Raw genomic sequence first — 15,650 nt, forward strand, 5'->3', positions numbered from 1 at the left:
ACGTTTACGTACAAAAGAAGGTAAAGAATTATATGGAAAGCGAAAAATAGAGGTGGAACCTGTATTTGGTCATATTAAATACAATCGTTTCTTCCAACGTTTTTCCTTGCGGGGCCTTTCTAAAAATCGACTAGAATGGGGTCTTATTTGTGTTGCCCATAATTTACGGAAATGGACAACAACAGCCCAATTAAAAGCGAAAAACCCCAATCATAAGTAGAAAACCCATTGTTTTTCTACTTATGATTGGGGTTTTTATCCATATACAGGAAAAATAAAAGAAGTTGTCTCCAAAAGTTCGTTTTTAACGACCTTTTGGGACAACCTCTTTTTTATTTGATTAATTTACCTAATACGGGTAATCGTTGAATCTTATCACCGAGAATATGTGAAGCAAGTCCACTTGTTAATACGAATAAAAGGTAAACAATCCCTCCTGCAGCGCCACATATAACGACAATGAGAAGTGATTCGATATAAGATTGTCCAGGAATTAAACATGTTAAAATTGCTTTTAATGCAATTACAACAGCAGACATTGCTGCGGAGTAAATTGTAATAAGAAATACTGTTTTTGCTGTCTCACTAATTTTAAATTTCGCAAACTTAACGATGCAGTACAACATAATACTATTTGAAACGAGGTATCCAAGAATAGTTCCAAGTACAGCACCGTGTCCGCCAAATAAATGTAAGAGCGGTGTATTTACTACAACTTTAACGAGAATCCCGGCTGAGAATGCAATCATTGTTTTTCTTTGATAATCGATTCCTTGTAAAATAGCTGCTGAAACTGTGAAAATCGCACTTAATATAGCAGACGGTGCGAATGAAATTAAATATTGTGATCCACCAAGTGCAATTTCAGGATTTACATAAACCATACGGAATGCATCGTAAGCGATACTAGCAAGACCGAATGCAGCCGGGATCGTGAAGAATAACAAGACTTGAAATATCTTTGAAATTTGTTCTTGTAATTCTTCTAATTTCCCGCTTGTATAAGATTTCGTTATAGCCGGAATGATCGTTAAGGAGAATCCAGTTGCAAGTGAAGCTGGAATCATAATTAACTTTTGGGCATAGTTCGTTATATAAGCGAAAACTGCATTTGCTGTTTCTAACGGCTCTCCCATCGCTCTAAGGACATCAGCTACAGTATATTGATCTACTAACGTGTAAAGTGGAATTGCGATGCCGACAAATACAATTGGGATTGCATAGCGAAGTAATTCTATATAAATATTTTTTAATGGGATATTCGATGCTCTTGATTTTAATTCACCTTCGGGAGGTTTTAACCCATTATATTTTTTCCAGTACATCATTAAAATAGAGACGCTTGCAAGTGCTCCGATAACAGCTCCAAACGTAGCAACTGCAACTGAAGAAGCTACTGAACCCCCTAATAATTTTGAGACGATGAAGCTACCAACTAAAATGAAAACAACACGTGCAATTTGTTCCACGACTTGAGAAACAGCACTTGGTTTCATATGTTGAAAACCTTGGAAATAACCACGTGTAACACTCATAGCTGGTACGATAATAAGTGCAAAACTTAATGCTCGCATCGTAAGTGTTACGTCAGCGATAAATTGTGGATCTGGCGTTTTCGAGCGAATAATAAATTGTGATATGTACGGTGCTCCAATAAATAAAATTAAAAATCCTAAAAAGCCCATAAACAACATTAATTTTACACTAGAATTGTATAATTTTTTGCTTGTACTATAATCACCAAGCGCATTATGCTTTGCAACGAATTTGGAAACGGCAATAGGAATACCCGCTGTTGAAAAGCTTAATAAAATACCGTACCAAGAGTATGCATATCCATATAAAGCAACCCCTTGCGTTCCAACTAGTAATTGAAAAGGGAAGAAGTATATAAAACCTAATATACGTGAAATCATTGTGGCCCCGCTTAATAAAGCAGTTCCTTTTAAAACTTTTGACGTAGACAAAATTCTTTCCTCCTACTCTTGCTGTCTTGCATTCATCGTATACTACTATAAACCTGCTAGGGAAGTTAATACAGTATAAACCATAAATGTTCTAATACTATTCATTTAAAAGTCATATTTTGAATTTTTAAATAGAATGTAATACATAAAAATTCAAAATATAAGTTGACACTATTTTTAATGTATGATAAAAATGATAGTAATCAATTCGGAAAATAATATTTGGGCAATGAAAGGGTATAGTAGTGAATATCTCCCTATTTCAGAGAGCTGATGGTTGGTGTGAATCAGTATATAGATTATTCATGAAGTTCGTCCTGGAGCATCTTTCATAAATCTCACATTATGAGGAAATGAAAGACGGTAGTTTATACCGTTATCAAATAAAGTGGTGAAGATTGTTTCACAACTAGGGTGGTACCGCGATATTTATCGTCCCTACGTATTTACGTAGGGACGTTTTTTATTTAGGTCTTACTTTGTTGTGGCTTCATAACTAGGGTGGTACCGCGATATTTTATCGTCCCTACGTATTTGCGTAGGGGCGTTTTTTATTTAGGTCCTAACTTTGTTGTATCTTCATAACTAGGGTGGTACCGCGATATTTTTGTCGTCCCTACGTATTTACGTAGGGGCGTTTTTTATTAGTAGAGAGGAAGTGAACGTATTAGAAAAGAGTGTGGATAGAACAATATAAATACCGAATTGTAAAACAGAAAAAGATAAAGAGAGGAGATTAACAAATGAATTCACAGCAATGGACATCGAAATTAGGTTTCGTATTAGCTGCGGCAGGTTCAGCGATTGGTCTAGGGGCAATTTGGAAGTTCCCGTATATGGCCGGAATTGGAGGGGGCGGCGCGTTCTTCCTTATTTTCATCGGTTTCACATTATTAATTGGTTTACCGCTATTATTAGCTGAATTCGTAATTGGAAGAAGTACACAAAAAGAGGCTGTTGATGCGTATAGAGAAATCGCACCAAAAACATTATGGCCATGGTTAGGGAAATTAGGGATTGTAACTTGTTTCATATTACTTTCTTTCTACAGTGTTGTAGGAGGCTGGATTTTATTATATTTATGGAATGCAATTACAGGTAGACTATGGGAAGGAAATGGCGCATACGAAGCTACGTTTGGTGAAATCATTTCCAATCCGTATTTAGCCGTTGGATCACAGCTATTATTCATCCTTATTACTATTTTTATCGTAAGTAAAGGTGTACAAAATGGTGTTGAAAAAGTAAATAAATATTTCATGCCAGCACTATTCGTTTTATTCTTTGTATTAATCGTTCGTGCACTTACGTTAGATGGTGCTGGAGAAGGCGTTCGTTTCTTCTTACAACCTGATTTCTCACATGTAACATCAGAAGTTATTTTATATGCGATGGGACAATCGTTCTTCTCACTATCAGTCGGAGTAGCAGTAATGGTAACATATAGCTCATACTTACCGAAAGAAGAAAGTTTACCGCGTTCAGCATTTTCTATCGTAGCTTTAACGCTTGTGATTACATTACTTGCAGGACTTGCAATTTTCCCAGTAGTGTTCGCATTTGGAATGGAACCATCTCAAGGACCGGGACTATTATTTATCGTACTGCCAGCTATTTTCAGTAAAATGGCATTCGGAAAATTATTCTTCATCGTTTTCTTATTACTATTCTTCTTCGCTACTATTACATCAGCAATTTCGATGTTAGAAATTAGCGTTGCATCTTTAACTGCAAAAGGTAAAGGGAAACGTGAAAAAATGGCTTTAATCGTAGGATTACTAATCTTCGGTGTTGGAGTACCATCAGCATTATCATTTGGTATATTAAGTGACCTGAAAATTTTCGGAAAGACAGTCTTTGATTTAGCGGATTATGCAGTTAGTAACGTATTAATGCCACTTGGTGTTTTATTAGTTTCTATCTTTGTTCCTTTAAAAATGAAGAAAGATGTATTAATGAAAGAGCTTGGTGTAAGTAAAAATAAAGGCTATAAATTATTCGTATCATGGCTATTCTTACTTCGCTTCATCGCACCAATTGCGATTATTATCGTATTCTTAAATGTACTGGGCATTATTTAAACAGAAAGGTAGCGTATCATTGTATGATACGCTACCTTTCTTACTTTGTTCTTTTTTGTAGTTCGTTTACTGTTACGAACTGATAGCCCTTCTTAGATAAAGAGTCTAAAATACCTTCAATGGTCTGTAAACTTTCATTAGACTCATCATACATAGAGTGCAGTAAAATGATAGAACCTGGTTTTACATTTTTATTAACATATTCAATTTTATCAGCAGCAGATTTATAAAAAGTATCAGGTTCAAGATCCCATGTAATCGTTTCGATATTATTTTTATTTAAATAATATGGTAGTCCAATTAATTTTTTTCCATTAGGTGGTCTAAAATCAATTTCGCCTGTAAATCCTATTCGGCGGATTAATGAATTTGTTTTTTCTATTTCTTCTTTAATAAAAGAAGGTGTTTTAAAAACCATTCTGTTATGAGAATATGTATGGTTTCCAATTTGGTGTCCAGATTGTACGATAGATTCTCCAAACGATAGGTTTTTCTCTAATTCATTTCCAATTAAAAAGAAAGTAGCTTTTGCATTGTATGTATCTAGTAGCGGTAATATTTGTTTTACATTATTAGTAGGGCCATCATCAAAAGTTAAAGCAATCACCTTTTCATTTGTTTCTACTCTATTTGTTAAATCTCCAAATAATTGAAAGCTTCTTGCATTCATCAATTTGTATGTTCCGAATAATGCTACAGTAATAATGAATATTGTAAAGATTGTAATGATTTTTTTCTTCTTCATAACGCAACCTCACTATAGTTTTTGATTGGACTAAAAAGTATTATATCAAACTAAGTAATTTCATGCTTTAAAAAGGATGTGGATGCAAGGGGAAGGAATTTATCATATAATGTAATGAAAAAGGTATATTAGGAGGTGTTTACATGGCGATTATAATTCAATTGCCAGACACTGCAGCGTCTCATGCAAAGCCAAGTATGGAAACGGCGATACTTTGCGTGAGGTAGACAAGTAATATACAATTCATCGCCAAAATGAGCTTGTATCATTTTTTGTATTTGGCTTTGCACCTTATTGAAATGAACCATAAAAAATAAGGGGCGAGCAGAAATGAAATACGTAAAAGCTAAGGCAGTTTTACCAGAGAGTTTAATTACTGAAATTCAAAAGTATATACAAGGTGAAACAATTTACATTCCAAAACAAGAAACGAAACATTATAAATGGGGGACACGATCTGGAGGAAGAAAACAGTTAGATGAAAGAAACAAAGCCATTAAAGAAGCGTTTAAAAGTGGAATTGCTATTCATCAACTTGCAGAAGAGTATTTTCTTTCCGGAGAAACGATTAAAAAGATTGTGTATTCTAAATAAGAGGAAAAGAGTCTGATTCATATTACTTTGAATCAGACTCTTTTTGTTTTATATGTATTGGATATATGAGATGTGAACGGGCATGATAATAGAAAAAAATGTGCCGTTTTTTTATAAAATGGTATACAGAGCACTTGAAAAGTAGAAAGGTGAACATGTATGAATCATATTGGACAAATAACGATAGAGCTTTTAATTGGTTTCTTTGTTCTATTAATTGCTACAAAAATACTAGGGAAAACACAAATATCTCAGCTAACACCCTTTGATTTTATTTCTGCTATCGTCCTTGGTGAGCTCGTTGGAAATTCAATATATGACCCTAAAATTAAAGTGTGGTCTATTTTATATTCAGTATTTGTATGGGTAATTTTAATTTATACAATAGAAGTGATAACGCAAAAAATAAGAGGAACAAGAAAGTTTTTTGAAGGATATCCTTCCATTATTATCCGTAATGGAAAGATTGATCGTGAACAATTAAGTGTAAATCATTTGGACATTAACCAATTACAACAAATGCTTAGGCAACAAAAAGATATATTTTCAATCCGAGAAGTTGAATATATGATATTAGAACCTAACGGAAATATAAGTGTTCTGAAAAAAAGTAAATACGAATCTCCCACTATAAATGATTTAAGTTTAAAACATAAGCCTGTATACTTACCAATTTCATTAATTAGTGATGGAAAAGTAGTGAAAGATAATTTGAGAGAAGCGGGCTTTGATGAAGGATGGCTGTATAAGCAAATAAAGCAAAAAGGAATTACTAAATTTGAAGACGTATTATATGCGGAATGGAAAACAGATGATGGCTTCTTTTGTCAGGAAATGCAGCGGTAGAGAATAAGTGATGTATGTAATGTTTGTTTCTAAGTTATCTTTTACATATCAAAAAACGTAATCATTGTATACAATAAAACTAGATCAACAATTTGTATGGAGTGATAAAGATGGAAGCTTTTATTAGAAGTGATCAATACAATTTTATAAAATCACAAGCTTATATTTTAGCGAATGGGCATGCAACGGCAAATGATAGAGGGGTAATTCAAGCGTTAAAATCACTTGCGATTGAAAAGATACTACATGTATTTGAGAATTTAACGGATGAGCAGAAAGAGTTAATTGATACGGTATTAACAGTTCAAAATAGAGAAGATGCAGAATCGTTTTTAATGAAAATAAATCCGTATGTTATTCCGTTTCAGGAAGTTACAGCGCAAACATTAAAAAAACTATTTCCTAAAGCGAAAAAGTTAAAACTTCCTGATATGGAAGAAATAGATATGAAAGAAATATCTTATTTAAGCTGGATTGATAAAGGATCAAGCAGGAAATTTATTATAGCAAAAAATGATAAAAATAAGTTTGTTGGTCTGCAAGGAACGTTCCAAAGTTTAAATAAAAAGAGCATTTGTTCATTATGTCATGGGCATGAAGAAGTTGGGATGTTTTTAGTTGAAATTAAAGGTGATATACCAGGAACTTTCGTGAAAAAGGGAAACTATATTTGCAAAGATGGTGTAGCTTGTAATCATAATATGAAGTCACTTGATAAATTACATGATTTTATTGAGAGATTAAAGAAATAAAATGGAAGACCTCTAGCGCTTAAACTGGAGGTCTTTATTTTGGAAGAAGTAATAACAGGTTTCTTTTGTAGCTGTAGATTTATAAAAAAGTCAGGTCATTTATAATGAAATTTGATGAAAATATCTAATTGGACACGGTTGTTTATATGCAAGGAGGTAAACATGAATTATATTTCACCGAAAGAAGAGGTATTAAAAGTGAAACGGTGGCCTAAAGATACGATAGCAGCAGGTCGTGGTCATACCGTTGCTCTTAAATCGGATGGCACAGTTGTGGCAGTGGGGCGAAATAAAGAAGGAGAATGCAATGTAAGCAGTTGGTGTGAGATTGAAGCCGTCGTAGCGGGCAATGTTCATATGGCGACGAACACAGGTAATGCTCATACAATCGCTCTTAAAAGTAATAATACTGTGGAAGCGGTGGGATGGAATAAGCATGGTCAATGTGATGTGAACGACTGGCATAATATTGTAGTGGTAGCGGCTGGGTGGCGTCGTACCATTGGCCTTAAACTGGATGGAACGGTAATGGCAGTAGGGCGAAATAAAGAAGGAGAATGTAATGTAAGCAGCTGGCGAAATATTGTGGCTACGGCGGCGGGTGACTGGCATACAGTCGGTCTTAAAGTGGGCGGCACAGTGATGGGGGTGGGGAATAATCGATATGGACAATGCGATGTGAGCAGCTGGCGAGATATTGTAGCGGTAGCGGCTGGGTATCTTCATACTGTTGGCCTTAAAGGGGACGGCACAGTGATTGCAGTGGGGAATGATAAACATAACCAATGCGACGTAAGTGCCTGGCGAGGTATTGTAGCGATAGCAGCTGGTACGAATCATACAATCGGAATGAAATCAGACGGTACCGTTGTGGCGGTGGGATGGAATGAGTATGGTCAATGTAATATAAGTGATTGGCGAGATATTGTAGCAATAGCGGCTGGTTGTGCGCATACGGTCGGGTTGAAATTAGATGGCACGGTGGTAGCAGTAGGCGATAATACATATGGCCAATGCGATGTAGGTAGCTGGCGCAACATTCGATTGCCTGTTAAATAGTTAATTTACAATAAATCACTAGTAATATTATTCTATTTTAGGAGTAATTATGGAATAGGATATGTAGATAAGAATTCCTTTTAATAGAGGTTCGTATTCTTTTTTCGTAAAATGATTGTCTAAATGGAATTTTTGAACCAACTTTATTTCAAAGCTACAGTAGACGATATAAATAAAGTATAGGGGAGATAAAGGAATGTTAAAAAGGTTTTTACTTTCTTTACCGTATGTTTTACTTATATGTATCGTTCTCTACATAACGTACACAAATTCTTTTAGTTTTGGACAGATGTTATTAATTTCAATTGCAATTGGAATTATTGGTGGTTTTATTATAAGAATATGTAAGGATTTATTTACTTTTATCCAGTGGACAATTGAACAAAAGAAGTCTTGACTATGTTTAATTGTTACTAGGAGGGGATGGAATGAATCAGAAAAAGAGTAGGGTGAAAAACGAGATAGTACTTTGGGCATTAACAGCTGTTGTTTTTATCATTGTATGGTACTTTTATCAAAAATAAAAACGCATCGTACTAAAAAGCACGATGCGTTTTTATTATTTTTTTTGCCAATTTTCTTTTATAAAGTCTTCGCGGCCAGATTCTTTTTGCTCAGTAGCATATTTCTCTGGGTTCTTTTTATAGAAATGTTGATGGTATTCTTCAGCCTCATAAAAAGGTGCAGCTGGGCGAATTTCAGTTACGATTGGCTCTTTAAACATACCGCTTTCTCCAAGAGTTTGTTTTGATTTTTCAGCAAGCTCTTTTTGTGTTTCGGTATGATAAAAAATAGCGGTGCGATAAGATGGACCACGGTCAAAGAATTGTCCGCCATCATCAGTTGGATCGATTTGTGGCCAGTATAAATCTAGTAATTTTTTATATGGAAAAATAGAAGGGTCGAATGTAATTTGTACGACTTCTAAATGACCAGATGTACCAGCTTTAACTTGTTCATATGTTGGGTTTTCTACATGACCACCTGCATAGCCGGAAAGTACTTTATGAATACCAGGAAGTTCATCAAATGGCTTTACCATGCACCAAAAGCAACCGCCTGCGAAGGTTGCGAGTTCGTATGTTTTTTCGGACATTGCTGTAATCCTCCTAAATATATGTGTTTTATATAGTATTATACAAAAAATTTTATTGAGCAATAAAAAAGATTCAAAAATATATGTATTATTAAAAAAATCTTTAAAAAACATGTTGACAATGAAAAGAACAACGTCCTATAATACGTGTAACAAATAAAAGTTAATTAAGAATTTTCTAACTTTATATATTGTATATGCAAAGAAGAGGAAAGTAGATGATTATGATCGTTTCAGAGAGCTACTCCAAGGCTGTGAGAGTAGTAACAATCGAATCATTGAAGATCACCTCGGAGCATCGCTTGCGAAAGGGAAACTGAGTAGAGGGCGACGGCATCGTCTCCGGTAAAAGGACGGGGGTCTAATTGGACCTACAGAGCTTATATTTCGTGAGAAGTATAAGGAAGCTGAGTGGTAACGCGAAACTCTCGCCTCAGCAATCAAAGCTACTAAATTGTAGTAGTTGATTGCTGAGGCGAGAGTTTTTATTTTAAAAAATTGAATAAGAGAATGCGTAGAAGAGGAGAGTAAATGATAGGCATTGTTTCAGAGAGCTACCCCTAGGCTGTGAGGGTGGTAACAATCGAGTCTTTGAAGATCACCTCGGAGTACTACTTTTGAAACTAGTAAAAAGTAGCGGAGTTGTTTCCGATAGAAAAACAAAAGTCTAATTGGACTTGCAGAGCTTATATTTCGTGAGAAGTGTAAGGAAGCTGAGTGGTACCACGATTCCCTCGTCTCAGCAATGGATTGCTACAAGTATGTATGTAATCGATTGTTGAGACGAGTATATTTTTAAGAATTATATACTGAATATTCTGTTAAAAATCACTCATCTCAGCAATCGATATAGAAATGGATTGCAAAAATAGAGAGAAAAAGAGGAGCGATGTGAGATGGGAAACCAGTACATTTATATGAATGGGGAATTTGTAGAAAAAGAAAAGGCGGTTGTTTCAGTATATGATCACGGTTTTTTATACGGAGACGGTGTATTTGAAGGAATTCGTAGTTACGGTGGAAATGTATTTTGTTTAAAAGAACATGTAAAACGATTATATGAATCGGCAAAATCTATTTTACTTACAATCCCACTGACAGTTGAAGAAATGGAAGAAGCAGTTTTACATACACTTCAAAAAAACGAATACGCTGATGCTTACATTCGATTAATTGTCTCAAGAGGAAAAGGTGACTTAGGGCTCGATCCGAGAAGTTGTGTGAAACCGAGCGTTATTATCATTGCAGAACAATTAAAGTTATTCCCGCAAGAATTTTACGATAACGGACTAAGCGTTGTATCTGTTGCATCACGACGTAACACGCCAGATGCTTTAGACCCACGTATTAAGTCAATGAACTACTTAAATAACGTACTTGTAAAAATTGAAGCGGCACAAGCAGGAGTGCTAGAGGCACTTATGTTAAATCAGCAAGGATATGTTTGTGAAGGATCTGGAGACAATGTTTTTGTTGTGAAAGATGGAAAAGTGTTAACACCGCCTTCTTATTTAGGAGCACTAGAAGGTATTACGAGAAATAGTGTTATCGAGCTATGTGAGCGACTTAACATTCCATGTGAGGAAAGGCCATTTACTCGCCATGACGTATATGTAGCAGATGAAGTATTTTTAACGGGAACGGCAGCAGAATTAATTCCAGTTGTAAAAGTTGATTCAAGAGAAATTGGAGATGGGAAACCAGGAAGTGTAACAAAACAATTGACAGAGGAATTTAAAAAATTAACGAGAGAAAGAGGAGTACGTGTCCCCGGGCTGACGGAAAGCTTAGCATAAATAAAGAGAGGAGTTAATTGAAATGAAGCAGCAGTATACAGCGTATGAGAAGTTACAGTATGAAGAAATGACAGGCGCTGGGCACGTGATTCAATGTTTGAAGAAATTGGGTGTAACGACTGTTTTCGGTTATCCGGGTGGAGCGATTTTGCCAGTATACGATGCGTTATACGGAAGTGGTTTGAAGCACGTTTTAACTCGTCATGAACAAGCTGCCATTCATGCGGCAGAAGGATATGCGAGAGCTTCTGGAAAGGTCGGGGTAGTCTTTGCTACCTCTGGCCCAGGGGCGACAAATTTAGTTACGGGCTTAGCAGATGCTTATATGGATTCGATTCCTTTAGTTGTCATTACAGGGCAAGTTGCAACGCCTTTAATTGGTAAAGATGGATTTCAAGAAGCGGATGTTGTCGGAATTACAGTACCTGTTACGAAGCATAATTACCAAGTTCGTGATGTAAATCATGTATCACGAATTGTGCAAGAAGCTTTTTACATCGCCAAAAGCGGACGACCGGGACCAGTATTAATCGATATTCCAAAAGATGTTCAAAATGCAAAAGTCACCAGTTTCTTTAATGAAGAAGTTGATATTCCGGGGTACAAACCAGAACTCGTACCAGACAGCATGAAACTTAGAGAGGTGGCTAAAGCAATTTCAAAATCAAAACGTCCACTTCTTTATATTGGAGGAGGTGTCATTCATTCAGGTGGATCTGATGAACTAATCAAATTTGCAAGAGAAAATCGTATTCCAGTCGTGTCAACTTTAATGGGACTGGGTGCGTATCCGCCGGGAGATTCATTATTTTTAGGAATGCTCGGTATGCATGGAACGTACGCTGCAAACATGGCAGTAACAGAATGTGACTTATTACTTGCTTTAGGTGTTCGTTTTGATGACCGTGTAACAGGAAAATTAGAACTCTTTTCTCCGCATTCGAAAAAGGTACATATTGATATAGATCCTTCGGAGTTTCATAAAAATGTAACTGTGGAATATCCAGTTGTTGGAGATGTGAAAAAAGCGTTACACATGTTGTTACATATGCCGATTTGTACACAGACAGATGAATGGATTACGAAAACCGAGGAGTGGAAAGCGGAATACCCTCTTTCCTATAATCAAAAAGAAAGTGAGTTAAAACCACAGCATGTTATTAGCTTAGTAAGTGAATTAACGAATGGTGAAGCGATTGTTACGACAGAAGTAGGACAGCATCAAATGTGGGCTGCACATTTTTATAAAGCGAAAAACCCGCGGACTTTTCTAACATCAGGTGGATTAGGAACGATGGGATTTGGCTTCCCGGCGGCAGTTGGTGCTCAGCTTGCAAAAGAAGAAGAACTCGTCATTTGTATTGCGGGTGATGCTTCTTTTCAAATGAATATTCAAGAACTACAAACAATTGCTGAAAATAACATCCCTGTAAAAGTATTTATTATAAACAATAAATTTTTAGGGATGGTAAGGCAATGGCAAGAAATGTTTTATGAAAATCGATTATCAGAGTCGAAAATTGGATCGCCAGATTTTGTGAAAGTGGCAGAAGCTTATGGAGTGAAAGGGTTAAGAGCGACAAATTCAACTGAGGCGAAACAAGTGATGTTAGAAGCATTTGCTCATGAAGGACCTGTCGTAGTTGATTTTTGTGTAGAAGAAGGTGAAAACGTATTTCCGATGGTTCCACCAAATAAAGGGAATAACGAAATGATTATGAAGAGGTGGGAAGAATGAGTCATACTTTTTCACTCGTTATTCATAACGAGCCAAGCGTCTTATTACGTATAAGTGGGATTTTTGCTCGGCGTGGTTATTATATTTCTTCTTTACATTTAAACGAAAGAGATAATAATGGTGTTTCTGAAATGAAACTCACAGCAGTTTGTACTGAAAATGAAGCGACATTACTTGTTAGTCAGTTGAAAAAATTAATTGATGTACTACAAGTAAATACATTATAAGGAGTGTATGGAATATGAAAACGTATTATGAGAAAGATGCAAATGTAGATTTACTACAAGGGAAAACTGTTGCAGTAGTTGGCTATGGATCACAAGGTCATGCACAAGCGCAAAATTTACGTGATTCTGGTGTAGAAGTTGTAGTTGGTGTTCGTCCTGGTAAGTCGTATGAAGTAGCGAAAGCGGATGGATTTGAAGTAATGTCTGTATCAGAAGCGGTTCGAACCGCACAAGTTGTACAAATGTTACTGCCAGATGAACAGCAAGCTCATGTGTATAAAGCAGAGGTAGAAGAGAATCTTCGTGAAGGACAAATGTTACTTTTCTCACATGGATTTAACATTCACTTCGGCCAAATTAATCCGCCAAGTTACGTAGATGTAGCGATGGTCGCGCCAAAAAGTCCAGGTCATCTCGTTCGCCGTGTATTTCAAGAAGGAAATGGTGTTCCAGCATTAGTCGCAGTGCATCAAGATGCAACAGGCACAGCTTTACATGTAGCACTTGCGTATGCAAAAGCTGTAGGGTGTACACGTGCAGGTGTAATTGAAACGACATTCCAAGAAGAAACCGAAACGGATTTATTCGGAGAGCAAGCTGTACTTTGCGGAGGGGTAACTGCACTTGTGAAAGCTGGTTTTGAAACATTAACGGAAGGCGGATATCGCCCTGAAATTGCATACTTTGAATGTTTACATGAATTAAAGTTAATCGTTGATTTAATGTACGAAGGTGGTTTAACGAACATGCGCCATTCTATTTCAGATACGGCAGAGTTTGGGGATTATGTAACAGGATCGAGAATTGTTACAGATGAAACGAAGAAAGAGATGAAACGAGTACTTACAGAGATTCAGCAAGGCGAATTCGCGAAGAAATGGATTTTAGAAAATCAAGCAGGGCGTCCAACGTATAATGCGATGAAAAAAGCAGAACAAAATCATGGGTTAGAAAAAGTAGGAGCAGAGCTTCGTGAAATGATGAGCTGGATTCATGCACCGAAAGAATTAGTAAAGAAATAGAGTAAGAGAGTATAAATGAAAAATATGTAAGAGGGGATTTGACAAGATGAGAAGTGACATGATTAAAAAAGGTTTTGATAAAGCGCCGCATCGTAGTTTATTAAAAGCAACCGGTTTAAAAGATGAAGATTTTGATAAACCGTTTATAGCTATCTGTAATTCTTTTATTGAAATTATTCCAGGTCATAAGCACTTAAATGAGTTTGGGAAACTTGTTAAAGAAGCAGTGCGTGCAGCGGGTATGGTTCCATTTGAATTTAATACAATTGGAGTAGATGACGGTATTGCGATGGGGCATATTGGTATGCGTTATTCGCTTCCGAGTCGTGAAATTATTGCAGATTCAGTAGAAACGGTTGTAAATGCACACTGGTTTGACGGCATGATTTGTATCCCAAACTGTGACAAAATTACACCAGGTATGATGATGGCTGCACTACGTATTAATATTCCGACTGTGTTTGTTTCGGGCGGCCCGATGGCAGCAGGAAAAACATCTAAAGGAGAAGTTGTTGATCTGAGTTCCGTTTTTGAAGGAGTAGGAGCTTATCAATCTGGGAAAATTTCAGAAGAAGAATTAAAAGATATTGAAGATCATGGCTGTCCATCTTGTGGTTCTTGTTCCGGTATGTTTACAGCGAACTCTATGAACTGTTTATGTGAAGTATTAGGCTTAGCACTTCCTGGTAACGGGAGTATTTTAGCCATTGATCCAAGACGTGAGGAGTTAATTAAAGAAGCAGCAGAAAAATTAAAGATTTTAATTGAAAGAGATATTAAACCACGAGACATTGTAACGGAAGAAGCAATTGATGATGCGTTCGCGCTTGATATGGCGATGGGCGGCTCAACAAATACAGTGTTACATACACTAGCACTCGCACATGAGGCAGGACTAGATTATGAAATGAGCCGTATTGATGCCGTTTCAAGACGTGTACCACATTTATGTAAAGTAAGCCCTGCGTCCAATTGGCATATGGAAGATATTGATCGCGCGGGCGGGATTAGTGCCATTTTGAAAGAGATGAGCCGAAAAGAAGGGGTACTTCATTTAGATCGTATTACTGCTACGGGGCAAACATTAAGAGAAAACATTGCTCATGCAGAGATTAAAGATAAGGAAGTGATTCATTCTCTTGAAAATCCTCATAGTGAAGAAGGTGGATTACGTATATTAAAAGGAAACCTTGCGAAAGACGGAGCAGTTATTAAAAGCGGGGCAACTGAAGTAAAACGATTTGAAGGACCTTGTGTTATTTTTAATTCACAAGATGAGGCGCTTGCCGGCATTATGCTTGGGAAGGTTAAAAAAGGAGATGTAGTTGTTATTCGTTATGAAGGACCAAGAGGCGGTCCTGGTATGCCGGAAATGTTAGCACCAACGTCAGCAATTGCTGGCATGGGATTAGGTGCAGATGTTGCGCTATTAACGGATGGACGTTTCTCTGGAGCTTCACGTGGTATTTCAGTAGGACATATTTCGCCAGAAGCAGCTGCCGGCGGAACGATTGCACTTCTCAAGCAAGGGGATATCGTTTGTATCGATGTTGAGGAAAGAGTGTTAGAAGTAAGAGTTAGTGATGAAGAATTAGGTAAGCGTAAAAAAGAATGGAAACGACCAGAACCAAAAGTGAAAACGGGATGGCTTGGGCGCTACGCACAGATGGTAACGTCGGCGAATACAGGTGCAGTCTTAAAAGTCCCAAATTTTGATTGAGCCAATT

15 protein-coding genes and 3 other annotated features are annotated in these 15,650 nt (G+C 36.6%); of the genes, 12 read left to right on the forward strand and 3 right to left on the reverse strand.

Annotated elements, in window-relative coordinates; translation table 11 throughout:
- On the forward strand, positions 1-220 hold a 220-nt coding region (locus tag ACTFSI_RS09215), incomplete at its 5' end, for a transposase (protein WP_440045351.1).
- Positions 221-332: 112 nt separating this feature from the next.
- On the opposite strand, the gene ACTFSI_RS09220 is transcribed toward ACTFSI_RS09215, so the two are convergent.
- Entirely contained in the window at positions 333-1,967 is a 1,635-nt protein-coding gene (locus ACTFSI_RS09220) for a putative polysaccharide biosynthesis protein (protein ID WP_440045352.1), read from the reverse strand.
- Between the two features lie 220 nt (positions 1,968-2,187).
- Positions 2,188-2,410, forward strand: a binding site (T-box leader).
- A 300-nt stretch (positions 2,411-2,710) separates the two neighbouring features.
- On the opposite strand from ACTFSI_RS09220, the gene ACTFSI_RS09225 reads away from it, so the two are divergent.
- Complete coding sequence (locus ACTFSI_RS09225) at positions 2,711-4,048, forward strand: sodium-dependent transporter (RefSeq protein WP_440045353.1); 1,338 nt, start codon at positions 2,711-2,713, stop codon at positions 4,046-4,048.
- A gap of 40 nt (positions 4,049-4,088) precedes the next feature.
- Here ACTFSI_RS09225 and ACTFSI_RS09230 read toward each other — a convergent pair whose 3' ends face one another.
- Entirely contained in the window at positions 4,089-4,793 is a 705-nt protein-coding gene (locus ACTFSI_RS09230) for a polysaccharide deacetylase family protein (RefSeq protein ID WP_440045354.1), read from the reverse strand.
- A gap of 330 nt (positions 4,794-5,123) precedes the next feature.
- Between ACTFSI_RS09230 and ACTFSI_RS09235 the strand changes: the two genes are divergently transcribed.
- The 5 genes from ACTFSI_RS09235 to ACTFSI_RS09255 all read left to right on the forward strand — a co-directional run bounded on the left by ACTFSI_RS09235 (position 5,124) and on the right by ACTFSI_RS09255 (position 8,441).
- Positions 5,124-5,387 carry a CD3324 family protein gene (locus tag ACTFSI_RS09235; RefSeq protein ID WP_000878319.1) on the forward strand — a complete coding sequence of 88 codons (264 nt, stop codon included), beginning with the start codon at positions 5,124-5,126 and terminating at the stop codon, positions 5,385-5,387.
- Positions 5,388-5,546: 159 nt separating this feature from the next.
- A complete protein-coding gene (locus ACTFSI_RS09240; protein ID WP_001015529.1) occupies positions 5,547-6,233 on the forward strand; it encodes a DUF421 domain-containing protein in 687 nt (228 codons plus the stop codon).
- Between the two features lie 110 nt (positions 6,234-6,343).
- A complete protein-coding gene (locus ACTFSI_RS09245) occupies positions 6,344-6,985 on the forward strand; it encodes a FusB/FusC family EF-G-binding protein (protein WP_000387087.1) in 642 nt (213 codons plus the stop codon).
- A gap of 162 nt (positions 6,986-7,147) precedes the next feature.
- Positions 7,148-8,044: an RCC1 domain-containing protein gene (locus ACTFSI_RS09250; protein ID WP_440045355.1), complete on the forward strand. Its 897-nt coding sequence runs from the start codon at positions 7,148-7,150 to the stop codon at positions 8,042-8,044.
- Positions 8,045-8,240: 196 nt separating this feature from the next.
- On the forward strand, positions 8,241-8,441 hold the full coding sequence (locus ACTFSI_RS09255) for a hypothetical protein (protein ID WP_000919322.1): 201 nt from the start codon (positions 8,241-8,243) through the stop codon (positions 8,439-8,441).
- A gap of 162 nt (positions 8,442-8,603) precedes the next feature.
- Here the strand turns inward: ACTFSI_RS09255 and msrA are convergent, their stop codons facing one another.
- On the reverse strand, positions 8,604-9,140 hold the full coding sequence (gene msrA, locus ACTFSI_RS09260) for a peptide-methionine (S)-S-oxide reductase MsrA (protein ID WP_098298634.1): 537 nt from the start codon (positions 9,138-9,140) through the stop codon (positions 8,604-8,606).
- 193 nt (positions 9,141-9,333) lie between these two features.
- Positions 9,334-9,579, forward strand: a binding site (T-box leader).
- A gap of 67 nt (positions 9,580-9,646) precedes the next feature.
- Positions 9,647-9,885: a binding site (T-box leader), on the forward strand.
- A gap of 151 nt (positions 9,886-10,036) precedes the next feature.
- Here msrA and ilvE point away from each other — a divergent pair.
- Genes ilvE through ilvD form a run of 5 tightly spaced genes read left to right on the forward strand, consistent with a single transcriptional unit; the run spans position 10,037 to position 15,643 of the window.
- Positions 10,037-10,936 (forward strand): branched-chain-amino-acid transaminase, encoded by a 900-nt coding sequence (gene ilvE / locus ACTFSI_RS09265; protein WP_138322178.1) that lies wholly within the window; start codon positions 10,037-10,039, stop codon positions 10,934-10,936.
- A gap of 22 nt (positions 10,937-10,958) precedes the next feature.
- Complete coding sequence (ilvB, locus tag ACTFSI_RS09270) at positions 10,959-12,674, forward strand: acetolactate synthase large subunit (protein ID WP_138322177.1); 1,716 nt, start codon at positions 10,959-10,961, stop codon at positions 12,672-12,674.
- Positions 12,671-12,901: an ACT domain-containing protein gene (locus ACTFSI_RS09275; protein WP_000019911.1), complete on the forward strand. Its 231-nt coding sequence runs from the start codon at positions 12,671-12,673 to the stop codon at positions 12,899-12,901. Before ilvB ends, ACTFSI_RS09275 begins: the two co-directional genes overlap by 4 nt.
- A 14-nt stretch (positions 12,902-12,915) precedes the next feature.
- A complete protein-coding gene (gene ilvC / locus ACTFSI_RS09280; RefSeq protein WP_000861125.1) occupies positions 12,916-13,923 on the forward strand; it encodes a ketol-acid reductoisomerase in 1,008 nt (335 codons plus the stop codon).
- 46 nt (positions 13,924-13,969) lie between these two features.
- Positions 13,970-15,643: a dihydroxy-acid dehydratase gene (gene ilvD, locus ACTFSI_RS09285; RefSeq protein ID WP_138322176.1), complete on the forward strand. Its 1,674-nt coding sequence runs from the start codon at positions 13,970-13,972 to the stop codon at positions 15,641-15,643.
- The last annotated feature ends 7 nt before the right edge of the window (positions 15,644-15,650 follow it).

The sequence above is a fragment of the Bacillus cereus group sp. MYBK101-2 genome (assembly GCF_051918845.1).
In the GTDB taxonomy this organism is placed as follows: domain Bacteria; phylum Bacillota; class Bacilli; order Bacillales; family Bacillaceae_G; genus Bacillus_A; species Bacillus_A paranthracis.

Bases quoted from the DNA above. Each gene is read 5' to 3' on its own strand.
- ACTFSI_RS09225 (WP_440045353.1), top strand. From the start codon at position 2,711: ATGAATTCACAGCAATGGACATCGAAATTAGGTTTCGTATTAGCTGCG.
- ACTFSI_RS09230 (WP_440045354.1), bottom strand. From the start codon at position 4,793: ATGAAGAAGAAAAAAATCATTACAATCTTTACAATATTCATTATTACT.
- ACTFSI_RS09235 (WP_000878319.1), top strand. From the start codon at position 5,124: ATGAAATACGTAAAAGCTAAGGCAGTTTTACCAGAGAGTTTAATTACT.
- ACTFSI_RS09240 (WP_001015529.1), top strand. From the start codon at position 5,547: ATGAATCATATTGGACAAATAACGATAGAGCTTTTAATTGGTTTCTTT.
- ACTFSI_RS09245 (WP_000387087.1), top strand. From the start codon at position 6,344: ATGGAAGCTTTTATTAGAAGTGATCAATACAATTTTATAAAATCACAA.
- ACTFSI_RS09250 (WP_440045355.1), top strand. From the start codon at position 7,148: ATGAATTATATTTCACCGAAAGAAGAGGTATTAAAAGTGAAACGGTGG.
- ACTFSI_RS09255 (WP_000919322.1), top strand. From the start codon at position 8,241: ATGTTAAAAAGGTTTTTACTTTCTTTACCGTATGTTTTACTTATATGT.
- msrA (WP_098298634.1), bottom strand. From the start codon at position 9,140: ATGTCCGAAAAAACATACGAACTCGCAACCTTCGCAGGCGGTTGCTTT.
- ilvE (WP_138322178.1), top strand. From the start codon at position 10,037: ATGGGAAACCAGTACATTTATATGAATGGGGAATTTGTAGAAAAAGAA.
- ilvB (WP_138322177.1), top strand. From the start codon at position 10,959: ATGAAGCAGCAGTATACAGCGTATGAGAAGTTACAGTATGAAGAAATG.
- ACTFSI_RS09275 (WP_000019911.1), top strand. From the start codon at position 12,671: ATGAGTCATACTTTTTCACTCGTTATTCATAACGAGCCAAGCGTCTTA.
- ilvC (WP_000861125.1), top strand. From the start codon at position 12,916: ATGAAAACGTATTATGAGAAAGATGCAAATGTAGATTTACTACAAGGG.
- ilvD (WP_138322176.1), top strand. From the start codon at position 13,970: ATGAGAAGTGACATGATTAAAAAAGGTTTTGATAAAGCGCCGCATCGT.